Source organism: Corallococcus sp. AS-1-6 (genome assembly GCF_020037015.1).
GTDB lineage: Bacteria > Myxococcota > Myxococcia > Myxococcales > Myxococcaceae > Corallococcus.
The window spans coordinates 160,506-174,665 of record NZ_JAIQDE010000006.1; the positions used below are offsets into that span (position 1 = coordinate 160,506).

Annotated in this window: 13 protein-coding genes; 7 read left to right on the forward strand and 6 right to left on the reverse strand. The window is 72.3% G+C overall.

Annotation, left to right across the window (positions count from 1 at the left end; translation table 11 throughout):
* Positions 1–34: 34 nt before the first annotated feature.
* The gene (locus K8612_RS10670) at positions 35–787 is read right to left on the reverse strand and encodes a hypothetical protein (protein WP_370639936.1); all 753 of its coding nucleotides are present in this window, start codon (positions 785–787) and stop codon (positions 35–37) included.
* A gap of 59 nt (positions 788–846) precedes the next feature.
* Positions 847–1,140, reverse strand: a complete 294-nt coding sequence (locus tag K8612_RS10675; protein WP_223740968.1) for a DUF3467 domain-containing protein — start codon at positions 1,138–1,140, stop codon at positions 847–849.
* Positions 1,141–1,210: 70 nt separating this feature from the next.
* On the opposite strand from K8612_RS10675, the gene K8612_RS10680 reads away from it, so the two are divergent.
* Positions 1,211–2,035: an alpha/beta fold hydrolase gene (locus K8612_RS10680; protein ID WP_223762314.1), complete on the forward strand. Its 825-nt coding sequence runs from the start codon at positions 1,211–1,213 to the stop codon at positions 2,033–2,035.
* Here K8612_RS10680 and K8612_RS10685 read toward each other — a convergent pair.
* Entirely contained in the window at positions 1,986–4,106 is a 2,121-nt protein-coding gene (locus K8612_RS10685; protein WP_223762202.1) for an ATP-binding protein, read from the reverse strand. The genes K8612_RS10680 and K8612_RS10685 overlap by 50 nt on opposite strands.
* A gap of 224 nt (positions 4,107–4,330) precedes the next feature.
* Between K8612_RS10685 and K8612_RS10690 the strand changes: the two genes are divergently transcribed.
* Genes K8612_RS10690 through K8612_RS10700 form a run of 3 tightly spaced genes read left to right on the forward strand, consistent with a single transcriptional unit; the run spans position 4,331 to position 8,805 of the window.
* Positions 4,331–5,062 (forward strand): ABC transporter ATP-binding protein, encoded by a 732-nt coding sequence (locus tag K8612_RS10690; protein ID WP_223762203.1) that lies wholly within the window; start codon positions 4,331–4,333, stop codon positions 5,060–5,062.
* Positions 5,059–7,599 (forward strand): FtsX-like permease family protein, encoded by a 2,541-nt coding sequence (locus K8612_RS10695; RefSeq protein ID WP_223762204.1) that lies wholly within the window; start codon positions 5,059–5,061, stop codon positions 7,597–7,599. The genes K8612_RS10690 and K8612_RS10695 overlap by 4 nt, the downstream gene beginning before the upstream one ends.
* Before the next feature lie 3 nt (positions 7,600–7,602).
* Entirely contained in the window at positions 7,603–8,805 is a 1,203-nt protein-coding gene (locus tag K8612_RS10700; protein WP_223762205.1) for a lipocalin-like domain-containing protein, read from the forward strand.
* A 1-nt stretch (position 8,806) separates the two neighbouring features.
* On the opposite strand, the gene K8612_RS10705 is transcribed toward K8612_RS10700, so the two are convergent.
* The 3 genes from K8612_RS10705 to K8612_RS10715 form a co-directional block, all read right to left on the reverse strand.
* Complete coding sequence (locus K8612_RS10705) at positions 8,807–9,220, reverse strand: DUF6194 family protein (RefSeq protein WP_223762206.1); 414 nt, start codon at positions 9,218–9,220, stop codon at positions 8,807–8,809.
* A gap of 76 nt (positions 9,221–9,296) precedes the next feature.
* Positions 9,297–10,166, reverse strand: coding sequence for a hypothetical protein (locus tag K8612_RS10710; RefSeq protein ID WP_223762207.1), 870 nt, complete (start codon positions 10,164–10,166; stop codon positions 9,297–9,299).
* Positions 10,144–10,677: a hypothetical protein gene (locus K8612_RS10715; RefSeq protein ID WP_223740961.1), complete on the reverse strand. Its 534-nt coding sequence runs from the start codon at positions 10,675–10,677 to the stop codon at positions 10,144–10,146. The genes K8612_RS10710 and K8612_RS10715 overlap by 23 nt, the downstream gene beginning before the upstream one ends.
* Before the next feature lie 186 nt (positions 10,678–10,863).
* Between K8612_RS10715 and K8612_RS10720 the strand changes: the two genes are divergently transcribed.
* The 3 genes from K8612_RS10720 (at position 10,864) to glpK (ending at position 14,143) form a co-directional block, all read left to right on the forward strand.
* Positions 10,864–11,847: an SDR family NAD(P)-dependent oxidoreductase gene (locus K8612_RS10720; RefSeq protein WP_223762208.1), complete on the forward strand. Its 984-nt coding sequence runs from the start codon at positions 10,864–10,866 to the stop codon at positions 11,845–11,847.
* Between the two features lie 360 nt (positions 11,848–12,207).
* Complete coding sequence (locus K8612_RS10725) at positions 12,208–12,444, forward strand: hypothetical protein (protein WP_223762209.1); 237 nt, start codon at positions 12,208–12,210, stop codon at positions 12,442–12,444.
* Between the two features lie 214 nt (positions 12,445–12,658).
* The gene (glpK, locus tag K8612_RS10730) at positions 12,659–14,143 is read left to right on the forward strand and encodes a glycerol kinase GlpK (protein WP_223740958.1); all 1,485 of its coding nucleotides are present in this window, start codon (positions 12,659–12,661) and stop codon (positions 14,141–14,143) included.
* Positions 14,144–14,160: the final 17 nt, after the last annotated feature.

The following is a 14,160-nucleotide window of genomic DNA, read 5'->3' on the forward strand; positions in this document are numbered from 1 at the left end:
CTCCCTGTCTCGGGTTGAACGGGCGGAAACACTACTAGGGGCCCTGGGCGGACGGGGCCTCGAAGTCCACGGGGGGCGTGGATGGCGCCAGGTTGCCCGCCGCGTCGAAGGCCTCGATGCGCGCGCGGTAGCTGCGCCCGTCCTCCAGGGAGAACGCCCCGCCACAGGCCTCATGGCCCAGATAAGCCGTGTTGCCCTGCACGGGCAGCAGGTACTGCTGCGGCGAGAGGCCCAGCCGCCGCGGCGACAGCTTCACCACCAGGAAGGCGGGGCTCTCCTCGCGCAGCGCCAGGTTGAGCTTCACGAAGCGCGCGATGCCCTGGGGCGAGCGGCGCACGAAGCCCTCCGACACGGCGGGGCGCTTCACCCACTTGGGGGCCTTGGCGTCCGGTCCCTTGCCGCTCAGCCATGACGGCTGCGCGCCCACCTGGCCGTTGAGGAGCGCGATGTTGGGGAGCACCTCCTGCAGGTTCAGGAAGTAGCGCTTGTCCGGCTGCATCGGCTCCGCCAGCTTGAGGATGACGGTGGCGCGGCCCAGGGAGCTCTCCCAGCCCTTGGTGACCTTGAGCTTCACCTCGTGGTCGGTGGAGACCAGCTTCAGCGGCTTGCCCACCAGCCCCAGCACCGGCGACTTCGCGGTGCCCACGCCTTCCAGCAGGATGCGCATGTTGGTGGGGACGATGCCGCCGGGCGCGGGATACAACTGCACTCCGTCCCCGGTGCACTGGGCGGAGGCGTTGACGGCGGACAGCAGGGCAGCGGCGAACACGAGGGCGCGGAACACGATGCCGCGCAGTGTGCGCCGGGAACGGCCGCGAGGGAAAGTCCCGGACGGCCCGCGCACTTTCAGTGCCGGGGGCCTTCGTCCTCGCCCAGGGTGATGGCGCCGAAGCGGGCCTCGTAGCGCTGCACGTTCTCCTGGAGGGCCTTCAAGAGCCGCTTGGCGTGGCGCGGGCTGGTGATGACGCGCGAGCGGACGCGGGCCAGGGGCTGCTGCGGCTGGACGTAGAGGAAGTCCAACACGAACTCCGAGTCCGTGTGGTTCACCAGGACCAGGTTGCTGTACTGGCCATTGGCCACCTCTTCGGTCATCTGCACCTGGAGCTGCACTTCAGGAGGCTTCGTCGGAGTGTCGGCCATGAATCAGGCGGCATAGCGCCTGGGGCCCGCCGTGGCCAGTGTCCTCCCGGTGAGCACGCGCTGGCGGGACATCGACGGGGAGTCCACCGCGCCCTTCGCCCTGGGGCGGGGGCCGGACGCCTGCCTGCTCCTGCACGGCTTCACCGGCAGCCCGTGGGAGGTGCGCCCCCTGGGCGAGGCCCTGGCCGCGCGCGGGATGCGCGTGGTGGCGCCCAGGCTTCCGGGCCACGGCACCACGCCGGAGGCGATGCTGGACGTGGACTTCCGCGACTGGCAGGCCTGCGCGGACGAGGCGCTGGCGTCGCTCTCCGGGCACCGGCGCGTGTTCGTCGCCGGACTGTCCATGGGCGCGCTCCTGGCGCTGCGGCTGGCCGCGCATCAGCCGGAGGCGGTGCACGCGCTCGTGCTGGTGGCGCCCGCGGTGCGCTTCCGGGGCGCGCGCATGGCGCTGGTGCGCCAGTTGTGCCGCACGCCGCTGCTGGAGTGGACCACGCCGTGGGTGGACAAGGGCGGCACGGACATCTCCGACCCCGCCGCGCTGGCGCAGGCGCCGGTGCTGCCCGTGTTCCCGGTGGCCCGGCTGCGCGACCTGTGCCGGCTGCAGGACCTGGCGCTGTCGGACGCGCCCCGGGTGCGCTGTCCGGTGCTGGTGGCCACCGCGGACCAGGACCACGTGGTGGATCCGGAGGGCGGGCGCTGGCTCGCGCGGCGGATGAAGGCGTCTCCCGCGGTGCGGCACGTGGCGTACCCGGAGGGCTTCCACATCATCCCGCGCGACGTGTGCGGGGCGCGGCTCGCCCGGGAGGTGGGGGACTTCCTCCAGCAGTGGCGCGAGGAGGAGGACCTCAGGAGCTGGCCGGTTCGAGCGGAGGAGCCAGGCGCGCCACCGCCGTGAGCAGCTCCACCGCGTCCAGCGGCTTGGTGACGAAGGCGCTGAAGCCCGCGCGCAGGGCGCGGTCGCGGTCCTCGCGGCGCGCGGCGGCGGTGACGGCGAGCGCGGGCACGCCGCCTCCAGACTCCCAGGGCAGCGCGCGCAGCCGGTACAGGAGCGAGTAGCCGTCCTCGCCGGCCAGCGTCACGTCCGTCACCAGCACCGTGGGCGGCGAGCGGCGCACTTCGTCCATGGCGTCGGTGACGTTGGTGGCGGTGAGCACGTGCGCGCCCACGCGGGTGAGCAGCACGGACATCCACTCGCGCGCGTCCGGCTGGCCATCCACCACCAGCACGCGCTGGCCCTCCAGCTCCGGGAAGCGCGGCAGCGTCAGGCCCTCCACGGGGCGCGGCTCGCGCGAGGACCCCGGGGCCGTGCCCACGCGCGAGCGGGGCAGCAGGACGGTGAACGTGGCGCCCCTCCCCGGCCCGTCGCTGGCGGCCGTCACGGCGCCGCCGTGCAGCTCCACCAGGTGCCGCACGATGGACAGGCCCAGGCCCAGGCCTCCGTGCTGGCGGCTCACGCCGGTGTCCGCCTGCTGGAAGCGCTGGAAGAGGAACGGCAGGAAGTCAGGCGGGATGCCCTCGCCGTCGTCGCGCACCACCAACTCCGCGCCCTCGTCGCGCGTGCGCGCGGACACCGTCACGTGGCCGCCGGGCGGGGTGAACTTGATGGCGTTGGAGAGCAGGTTCCACACCACCTGCTGCAAGCGGTCCGGGTCGCCGAACAGCGGCACGCCGTCCTCGTCCACGGAGACATGCAGCGTCAGCTCGCGCGCGAGCGCCGTGGGCCTGACGGCGTCCAGCGCCGCCTCCACCACGCTGCCCAGCTCCAGCGGCACCGGCTCCAGGCGCAGGCGGCCGTTGGCGATGCGGCTGATGTCGAGCAGGTCCTCGATGAGCTGTCTTTGCGCGCGGGCGTTGCGCTCGATGGCCTCCACCGCGCGCTGGCGCTTGTCCTCGCCCAGCAGGCCCTGCCGCAGCATCTGCGACCAGCCGAGGATGGACGTGAGCGGCGTGCGCAGCTCATGGGACACCGTGGCGAGGAACGCGTCCTTGGCGCGGCTGGCGGCCTCCGCGGCGCTCCGGGCCGCGCGCTCCTCGTCGTACAGGCGCGCCCGGTCCAACGCCTGCGCGCACAGGCGGCCCACCGTCAGCAGGAAGGCGCGCTCCGGCCCGTCGAAGTCGCGCGCGTCGCCGAAGCCCAGGCCCAGCGCGCCGAACACGCGCCCGCCGCTCACCAGCGGCACGCACGCCCACGCCGCCAGGGTCCGCTCGCGGGACAACTGCGCCAGCCTGGGGTAGCGCGCCATGCACTCCGTCCACGAGCCCAGCGCGCAGGGCTCGCGGGTGCGCGTCACGTCCGTGAGGGGACAGGTCGCGGAGACCTCGAAGCGCTGCCAGCCCTCCAGCTCCCCGGGAGAGAAGCCGTGCGCGGCGGCGCGCTCGAAGACGTCCAGGGCCGCCCCCGTGGGCACCACCACCAGGCCGGTGAGGGCCCCCATGGCGAGGGCGCCTTCGCGCGCGGCCACCTCCACCACCTGCGCGGGGGTGAGCGCCTCGGAGAGCGCGGCGGTCATCGCCTGGAGGCGCTCGGTGCGCCAGGCCGCGGTGGTCCACGCGGCGCGGCGGGTGCGCACGAGCTCCGTCACGTCCACCGCGAAGGCGAGCACGCCCTCCACCCTCCCCTGGGCGTCGCGTCGCGGCAGCAGGGACAGGTTGAAGAAGCGCTCCTCGTCGGCGGGGCGCGCGCGGGCGGAGGCCTCGCGCAGGTGCAGGGGTTCTCCGGTGGAGAAGACGCGGTCCCAGGCGTCGTGCCAGCCGGGGCCCTCCAGTTGGGGGCAGGCCTCGCGCAGGGGGATGCCCACCTGGCCTCGCGCGTCGAGCAGCGGCAGGCGCGTGGCGGTGCTGAACTCGATGTGGTGGCCGGGGCCGCGGTAGAGGCCGAAGAAGGCAGGGAGCTGCTGAAGCAGCTCATGCAGCGGCGGGGGCACACCGCCGGACGCCGCGACCCACCCGGCCTGGGCTTCGTTCATGTGTGGCCCCCCCTACCCCGGCGGAAGGCAAGGCCTCCGGCGAGAAGAGGCGGCCATCAAACACCGGGACGTGCCGGCACGCACGAAAAGCAACCCGGCCTACCTGTCAGGTGTCATGGGCTGAGCGCTCCCTGGCGCTGCTGGCGTCCAGTAGCGGGCATCCCTCCCGGTCGTGCGGGGAAACGCTCCCGGACGTCGGGCATCGGCTATGTCGGATGCCCGGCATGCCCTCCTCTCCTCCCGATTCGCGGCCCCTCGTCGAACTGCGCGCCGTCACCAAGTCCTACGCGGAAGGCGATTCCGTGCGCGAGGTGCTCTCCGGCACGTCGCTCGCCCTGTACCGGGGCGAGTTCGTGGTGCTGCTGGGCCGCAGCGGCTCCGGCAAGTCCACGCTGCTCAACCTCATCAGCGGCATCGACCAGGCGACGCACGGCGAAATCCTCGTGGAGGACCGCGACCTGGGGCGCATGCCGGAGCGGGACCGCACGCTGCTGCGCCGCGAGCGCATCGGCTTCATCTTCCAGGCGTTCAACCTGCTGCCCACGCTGACGGTGGAGGAGAACGTGCGGCTGCCGCTGGAGCTGCTGGGCCGCTCGGCCGCGGAGGCCGGCGCGCGGGCGCGGGAGCTGCTGACGCGCGTGGGCCTGGGGACGCGCGCGAACAGCTTCCCGGACCGGCTCTCCGGCGGAGAGCAGCAGCGCGTGGCGGTGGCGCGAGCGCTGGCCCACGCCCCGCCGCTGCTCCTGGCGGACGAGCCCACGGGCAACCTGGACGAGGAGACGGGCGGCCAGGTGCTGGACCTGCTGGAGGGGCTCACGCGGCAGGGCAACGCCTGCGCGCTCATCGTCACGCACGAGCCCGCGATGGCGGAGCGCGCGGACCGCGTGCTGACGCTGGAGCACGGGCGGCTGGTGGACCGCCCCGGCGGCGCGCGCGGACGGGGGACGACGCCATGAGGGCGCTGCTCGCGCGCTCCAGCCTGCGGCACCTGGGCGGGCACCCGTGGCTCACGGCGCTGTCGCTGCTGGGCATCGCGATGGGCGTGGCGGTGGTGGTGTCCATCGACCTGGCGAGCGGCAGCGCGCTGCGCGCCTTCGAGCAGTCCACGGACGTCGTCGCGGGCCGCGCCACGCACCAAATCACCGGCGGCACGTCCGGCCTGCCGGAGGGCGTCTACACGGCGCTGAAGCTGCGGCCGGACGCACCGGACGCGGCGCCCGTGGTGCAGGGCTTCGTGCAGGTGGAGGGCGGCAACCACCGCACGCTCACGCTGCTGGGGTTGGATCCCTTCGCGGAGGCCCCCTTCCGGGACTTCTCCACGGGCGGCGCGGTGGGGGACGTGGGCGCGCTGCTCACGCGGCCGGGCACGGTGGTGATGGGCGCGAAGACGGCGCGGAGCCTGGGCGTGAAGGCCGGGGACACGCTGCCGGTGACGGTGACGGGGCTGCGCCGGGAGCTGCGCGTGTCGGCGCTGCTGACGCCTTCGCGGGAGACGACGGAGCGCGCGCTGGAGTCGCTGCTCATCGCGGACATCTCCACCGCGCAGGAGGTGCTGGGCCTGGAGGGCCGGCTGACGCGCGTGGACCTGCGCCTGAAGGGCGGAGAGGCGCAGGCCTCGGCGCTCAGGGCCACGCTGCCGCCGGGCGCGGAGCTGGTCCAGACGTCCGGGCGCGCGGGCACGGTGGAGCAGATGACGCGGGCGTTCCGCACCAACCTCACCGCGCTGTCGCTGCTGGCGCTCGTGGTGGGGATGTTCCTCATCTACAACACGATGACGTTCTCCGTGGTGCAGCGGCGCGGGATGCTGGGCCGGCTGCGCGCGGTGGGCGTGACGCGCGGCGAGCTGTTCGCGGTGGTGCTGGGCGAGGCCCTGCTGCTGGGCATCGTGGGCACCGCGGCGGGGCTGCTCCTGGGCATCCTGATGGCCAGCGGCCTGGTGGGCCTCATCACCCGCACCATCAACGACCTGTACTTCGTGGTGAACGTGCGGCGCCTGTCCCTGGAGCCGTTCACGCTGATCAAGGGCCTGAGCCTGGGCCTGGGCGCGACGGTGCTGGCGGCGCTGGTGCCCGCGTGGGAGGCGGCGCGGGCGGCACCGGTGACGGCGCTGCGGCGCTCGACGGTGGAGGACGTGTCCCGCGACCGGGCGCCCCGGCTGGCGGTGCTGGGGCTGCTCATCCTGGCCCTCTCGGCGGCGGTGCTCGCGTGGCCCACGCAGGCGCTGCTGCCGGCATACGCGGGGCTCTTCGGCGTGCTGCTGGGCAGCGCGCTCCTGGTGCCGTGGGTGACGGAGAAGCTGACGGTGGCGGCGGCCCGGCCGCTGGGCGCGCTGTTCGGTCCCCTGGGGCGCATGGCGGCGCGCGGCGTGACGGCGAGCCTGTCGCGCACGGCGGTGGCGCTGGCGGCGCTGATGGTCGCGGTGGCGACGACGGTGGGCGTGGGCCTGATGGTGTCCAGCTTCCGCGGCACGGTGGCGGCGTGGCTGGAGTCCGCGTTGCAGGCGGACGTGTTCGTGTCGCCGCCGTCGCTGGTGGCGCGGCGCGGGGACTCGTCGCTGGTGCCGGGGCTCGCGGAGAAGCTGCGGTCCACGCCGGGGGTCGAGGCGAGCGGCTCCATCCGGGTCATCCATGTGCGCGTCAACGACGTGGACACGGACCTGCTGGCGGTGGACTTCGCGAAGGGCCACGAGCGGACGTACCGCTTCAAGGAAGGGCGCGCGGAGGACGTGTGGCGGCGGCTGGACGCGTCACCGGACGCGCTCATCGTGTCGGAGCCCTTCGCGTTCCACCGGAACGTGCACGCGGGCGACACGCTGCGCGTGGCCACGGACAAGGGGCCGCACGACTTCCACGTGGCGGGCGTGTACTTCGACTATGGCTCGGACGTGGGGACGGTGCTGATGCCGCGCGCCACGTACGAGCACTGGTACGAGGACCGGGGCGTGACGGGCCTGTCCCTCTTCGCCGCGCCCGGACAGGACGTGGACGAGCTGGTGGCCCGCGTGCGCGACCGCGCGGGCGGGGAGCAGGCGCTGAACGTGCGCGCGAACCGGGCGCTGCGGCAGGCGTCGATGGAGGTGTTCGACCGGACCTTCACCATCACGCAGGTGCTGCGCCTGCTGGCGATTGGCGTCGCGTTCGTGGGCGTGCTGAGCGCGCTGATGTCGTTGCAGTTGGAGCGTGCGCGCGAGTTCGCGGTGCTGCGCGCGACGGGGCTCACGCCGGGACAACTGTGGGGCATGGTGTCGTTGCAGACGGGCCTGCTGGGGCTGCTCGCGGGGCTGTTCTCCGTGCCGCTGGGGCTGGCGTTGGCCTACGTGCTGGTGCACGTCATCAACCAGCGCTCGTTCGGGTGGACGTTGCAGTTGGTGGTGGCGCCGGGCGTGGTGGGCCAGGCGCTGGTGCTGGCGCTGGTGGCGGCGGCGCTCGCGGGGCTGTACCCGGCGTGGCGCATGGCGCGCGCGAACCCGGCCATGGCGCTGCGGGAGGAGTGAGGCATGGGGCGGGGACTCGTCATCGGGGTGGTGTTGGTGCTGGCCGCGCTGGGCTTGGCGGTGGGCGTGGTGCTGCGGGACACGGAGGACACCGGGCCCGCGAACGCGGGCGGCATGACGGTCGCGTCCGCGATGGGCGGGGACGGCGGCACGGAGGGCTTCGCGCGCGCGATGGAGCCCCGGCCCTTCCACTTCCCGGAGGACCACGGCCCCCACCCCGACTTCCGCACCGAGTGGTGGTACTGGACGGGAAACCTGGAGACGCAGGACGGGCGCGCCTTCGGCTACCAGTTCACGCTGTTCCGCAGCGCGCTGTCGCCGGAGCAGCCCCAGCGTGAGTCCGGCTGGGGCACGCGGCAGGTGTTCATGGGGCACTTCACGCTGACGGACGTGAGCGCCGGCAGGTTCCACGTCACCGAGCGCTTCAGCCGCGCGGCGCAGGGGCTGGCGGGCGCGGACGGGGCGCCCTTCCATGTCTGGCTTCAGGACTGGGACGTGCGAAGTGAAGGCACGAACGGCGGCACGTGGCCCATGCACCTGCGCGCGCAGGGCGACGGCGTGACGCTGGAGCTGACGCTGGATGAAGGCAAGCCGCCGGTGCTCCAGGGTGACAAGGGTTTGAGCCAGAAGGGCCCGGAGCGGGGCAACGCGTCCTACTACTACTCGATGCCGCGCATGCCTTCGCGGGGCACGGTGTCGGTGGACGGGCAGACGGTGCAGGTGAAGGGCGAGAGCTGGATGGACCGCGAGTGGAGCACCAGCGCGCTGAGCGGCGACCAGGTGGGCTGGGACTGGTTCGCGCTCCAGCTCTCCGACGGCAGCGAGCTGATGCTCTACCAACTGCGCAAGAAGGACGGGTCGAAGGACGCCTTCAGCGCGGGCACGTATGTCCCCGCGACGGGCGAAGCCGTGCACCTGGGCGCCGATGACATGCGCTTGGAGCCCCGGGGCACCTGGAAGAGCCCGCGCGGCGGCGAGTACCCGGCGGGCTGGCGCGTGCAGGTCCCCAAGGTGTCCCTGGAGCTGACGGTGACGCCGAAGCTGCCGGACCAGGAGCTGCCGGTGCTGGTGCGCTACTGGGAGGGCGCGGTGACGGTGGACGGCACTCGCGAGGGCCAGCCCGTGCAGGGGCGCGGCTACCTGGAGATGACGGGCTACGCGGACGCGCCCCGGAGCGACGAGACCGTGCGCAGCCGCACGCCGTGACTCAGCCCCGGGCGGCGCGCTTGACCTGGAGGTCGTGGGCCTCCTTGAGGTACGGGCGCAGCAGGCGGAGCGTTTCGTGGCTGGGGTTGACCACGCTCAGCCAGAACATGCGCGCGTAGGTCGGGTGCGGCAGGAGCACGTCCAGGTCCGCGTAGTCCACGTTCGGGTCGGGCTCCGGGAACAGCTTCTGGAAGCTCTCCTTGCTCAAGCCCAGGTTCAGCCGGAACACGCCGTCGCGGTCCAGCTCCGAGTGGTGGTCGAGCTCCGTGTCCCGCGTGACGATGGTCGCGAAGGGGAACTTCCGCTCGTCCCCGGCGAAGAAGAAGAGGTCCGGCGTGCTGGTGTCCATGTGCACGTCCCTGAACGCATCCCGGATGTACGCCGCCAAGGCCTCCAGGCTGATGGCTCCCGTCATGACGTCCTCCCCGAGCTAGAACCGTGCGTGACTTAGCACGCACGGCGCAACCTCGGGGGAGGGTCCGCGGACGAGGCTACTGGGACCAGTAGCACTCCAGCGACTCACGCGCGGACTTGCCAATGAGTTCACAGTTCTCGAAGCGGGCGCGCGCGTCTCCCTCGAGCCCCTGCCGATACTGGTCCGCGAAGCGCCGGAAGTAGCCGTCCGGCAGCGCCTTCGAGTCGAGCCGGAAGGTGGCGGCGGGTGTCCGCTCGAACTCCAGTCGGAATCCGATGCCTCGGCCAGCGACGAGCTGCCGGATGCTGGACTCCTCGGTGACAGACTCCGCCACCATCTCGTTGAGCAGGCTCGACAAGGCCACCGTGCCGTCGCTCCCGGTGCGGCCCTTGCGCTGCGCCGACCCCATGACGACGCTCCATTGCAGCGGCGCCTTGAGGGTGAAGGAGCGATCCTCGCAACGCTCCGTGCGCACATCCTCCACCTCGCCGGTGACGACCTCGACCTGTCTGACGTCCTTGTCGGTGAGCGCCGTCACCAGGGGATAGATGGCCGCGGCCGACAGCCCTATCCCGAGCGCCGAGGAGAGGCCATCGTCTTCCTCCTCGTCGGAGGAGCCTCCCGACTGAGACATCAGCACGAGACCACCGCCGAGCATCGCGACGCCCAGAATGAGCGAGCCCATGGGCGGGCCCTCCTTCGTGTCGATGCGCTTGCGGCTGAACTCGGTGGAGACTTCAGTGCAGGTGTTGCGCTCCACGACGACGCTGCCCACGTAGGACGGGTCCACATTCGTCCGCAGCGTGTCCGTGTGCTTCTCGCCGAGCGAGGACTCCCGCAGGCGCTCGCCACGGACGTACTCGGAGGAGGTGGTGCAGCCCGCCTGGGTGAGCAGCAGCGCCACGAGCCCCGTGACCAATCCCCTAGAAGAGACGGTTGCGCGCATCTTCCATTGCTCCACAAAGCCGCGAGTAGTGCTCCAGCGCCCGCTCCAGACGGAGGCTCTTGTCCTCGTCCGTCCGTCGGCCGCTGATGAAGTCCGTCACCGACGTCACGGTGAGGTCGACGTAGGGCAGGCTCTGGAACTTGCCGGTCGGCTCCGCGCAGTAGCGGTTCTCCGGGCCACACTTGCGGAACATCGAATACGTGCCGGTGTGCTTCTGTTTCACGCGCAGCCGCAAGGTCGCGTCCTTGCCGTTGTCGAGCCGGATGACCTCGATGGGGAGCAACAGCCCACGCAGGTCGACGATCTCCGTGCGCTCCCGGGGCTTGTCGAGCACCATGATGCGGCAGTCCTTCACGGTGACGTGCACCTCCGAGTCATTCCATGCCTCGATGTGCTCGCGCAGCCACTCCTCCGTCTGCGCCGCGGTCGGGTCCACCTTGCGCACCTGGGCGGGAGCTTCGGGGGGCGGCGTCTTCTCCGCTGCGAGCCCCCCCGCCGAGGTCAACAGCATCAGGGAAAACGACCACAGACAATGTTGAGAATGTCGCACATTGGAACGCTGCCATGCCCCGGCGTTCGACAGCAACACCTTGTTGATTCAAGCCCCGGCCCCGCCGGGACCTCCGCCGCCACGGCAAGGCCGGTGCCGGCGTGCCGTGTACAGCCAGCGGGCCCGGGGGCTTAGATTGCCGGTCCCATGAACGTCCTCGTCACCGGGGCCACCGGCCTCATCGGCAACGCCATCGCGCAGCGGCTCGTGAAGCAGGGCGCCTCCGTCCGCGCGCTCGTGCGGGACGTGGCCCGCGCCGCGAAGCTGCTCCCGGACTCCGTGAAGCTCATCCAGGGTGACGTCACGTCCCCGGGCACCCTGCCCGCCGCGATGCAGGACGTGGAGCGCGTCTTCCACGCCGCGGGCATGCCGGAGCAGTGGCAGCGGGACGACTCCATCTTCGACCGCGTGAACCGCCAGGGCAGCGTCAACGTCCTGTCCGCCGCGCACGCCGCGAGGGTGCGCCGCGTGGTCTACACGTCCACCATGGATGTCTTCGCCGCGCCCCGGGGCGGCGAGCTGACCGAGGCGAACCTCGACCCGCACCCCAAGCCCACCGCCTACGAGCGCTCCAAGCAGGACGCCGAGCGCGCCGTGGAGGCCATCCGCCAGCAGGGCCTGGACGTCGTCTACGTCAACCCCGCCGCCGTCTACGGCCCCAGCCCCGTGCACGTGGGGCTCAACTCCTTCTTCATCCAACTGCTCAACAAGAAGGCCCCGCTGCTGCCGCCGGGCGGCATGTCCGTGGTCTACGTGGACGGCTGCACCGACGTGCACCTCGCCGCCGCCGAACGCGGCGTCAACGGCGAGCGCTACCTCGTCTCCGACCAGTACGTCAGCAACGCGGACCTCGCGCTCGCCATCCACCAGGCCGCGGGGGCCGGCAAGCCGCCCGCCGTCGCGCCCGCCTTCCTGATGGAGGCCCTGGCCCGCGTGTCCGCGCCGCTCGCGCGCGTGTTCCCCTTCACGCCGCTCGTCGCGCCCGGCCAACTGTCCTTCATGCGCTGGGAGGCCCACGTGAACGCGGCCAGGGCCCAGCGGGAGCTGGCCTTCCGCCCCACCCCGCTCGCGGAGGGCGTGGCCCGCACCGTCGCCTTCCTGCGGGAACAGGGACTCGTCCCGCGCGCCTGAAAAGAACATGGGGGGCCGCCCCACAGGGATGACGGCCCCCCACGCGTGCCGCGACTGCCTACCGCAATCCGAGCGTCTCGCGCGCCCCTGTGCCCTCCCGCGCGTTGACCGTGATGGAGCCCCGGGGCGCCGGAGGTGCGCCCATCTGGATGGGAATCTGGAGACGCTCGTCCGCCCCCGGCGCCCCCCCCCACCCGCCCGCCTGCCCTCCGGCCCGGGACACGGGCTTTCGTGCCTCCTGTTCGACATGGGGTGTCGACACACGGCGTAAGGCCCACCTTTCAACGCACGCACGTCCTTCTCGGGTCCGACCCCCGTCGAGGCCGCTCGGCCCCGTAACCCTCACCACGGAGTGACACCATGGCATTGCTATCCAACCTGCTGGGCGCGCTGGGCGCGTCGCGACGGAGCGTCTTCAGGGGCAGTGGCTGGAACCGCGGACGCAGCGCCTACGGCCGCCGTCCCCTCGGCTACGGGTACCGGGGACGCCGCTCCTCCGGCGCGGGCGGCTCGCTGGGCCGGATGATCCTCGCGGGCCTGGGCGCCTACGGCCTGCGCCGCTACTTCAACAACCGCTCACGGGCCACGGGTTACTGAAAGCGGGCCGCCGCGCGCGGCAGCGCCGGGAAGTACCGTGGACTTCCCCCGGCAAGGCGCGCCGCCACGGCACCCCCACGCGGGCACGGGAGCGTTCCACGGACTGCTCCCGGTGCCTGACATCCCCGCACGCGCCGTGGGTGCGAGCGCCTCCGCTTGGAGTAGGGTCCCCTTCCGTGTCCGGCCACTGGCCGACGAAAGAGGCTCCGCACGCATGGCGAAGGCGAAATACGTCCTGGCGCTGGACCAGGGCACCACGGGGACCCACGTCTCCATCCTCGATACCCGGTTGCAGGTGGTGGGCCGCTCCTACAAGGAGCTGACCCAGCACTTCCCCAAGCCGTCGTGGGTGGAGCACGACCTGATCGACATCTGGAACACCAGCGAGTGGTGCATCGCCCGCGCCCTCAAGGACGCCGGCCTCACCGGCCGCGACATCGCCGTGGTGGGCATCACCAACCAGCGCGAGACGACGGGCCTCTGGGACCGCGAGACCTCCGAGCCCCTGGCCCGCGCCATCGTCTGGCAGGACCGCCGCACCGCGGACATCTGTCAGCGGCTCAAGGCCGAGGGCGTGGAGCCCCGCGTGCGGGAGGTGACGGGCCTGGTGCTGGACCCCTACTTCTCCGGCACCAAGCTCACCTGGCTCTTCCAGCACCTCAAGGGCGCGAAGAAGCGCGCCGAGAAGGGCGACGTGTGCTTCGGCACCATGGACTCGTGGCTCGTCCACAAGCTCACCGGCGGCGTCGCCCACGTCACGGACGTGTCCAACGCCAGCCGCACGCTGCTCATGGACCTGCGCACGCTCAACTGGGATGACGAGCTGTGCTCGCTCCTGGGGGTGCCGCGCGCATGCCTGCCGGAAATCAGGGGCAACGCGGAGGTGTACGGCACCACGCGCGGCATGCGCAGCCTGCCGGACGGCATCCTCGTCGCGGGCATGGCGGGCGACCAGCAGGCGGCCCTCTTCGGGCAGGCGTGCTTCGAGCCCGGCGAGTCCAAGTGCACCTACGGCACCGGCGCCTTCCTGCTCATGAACACCGGCACCCAGCCGGTGCGCTCCACCGCGGGGCTGCTCACCACCGTGGCGTGGAAGCTGGGCAACACCACGCACTACGCGCTGGAGGGCAGCTCCTTCATCGCGGGCGCCGCCGTGCAGTGGCTGCGTGACGGCCTCAAGGTCATCAAGAAGGCCCCGGACGTGGAGGCGCTGGCCGCCAGCGTGAAGGACTCCGGCGACGTCGTCTTCGTCCCGGCGCTCGCGGGCCTGGGCGCGCCGCACTGGCGCCCGGAGGCGCGCGGCCTGTTCGCCGGCATCGACCGCTCCACCACCGTGGCGCACCTGGCGCGCGCGACGCTGGAGGGCGTGGCCCTTCAAATCCACGACCTGGCGGAGGCCATGCGCCGCGACAGCGGGCGGGACATCCCCGTCTTCAAGGCGGACGGCGGCGCCGCGGCCAACAACCTGCTCATGCAGTACCAGGCGGACCTGCTGGGCGTGCCGGTGGTCCGCCCGCGCAACCTGGAGACCACGTCCCTGGGCGCGGCCTTCCTGGGCGGCCTGGGCGCGGGCGTGTGGACCAGCCCGGACGCCATCCGCCGCGCGTGGAAGGCGGACCGGACCTTCAAGCCGAAGATGAAGCCGGAGGTGCGCGCGCGCCACCTGGAAAAGTGGAAGCAGGCGGTTTCTCGCGCGTGAAGTGACACAGGGGAGCC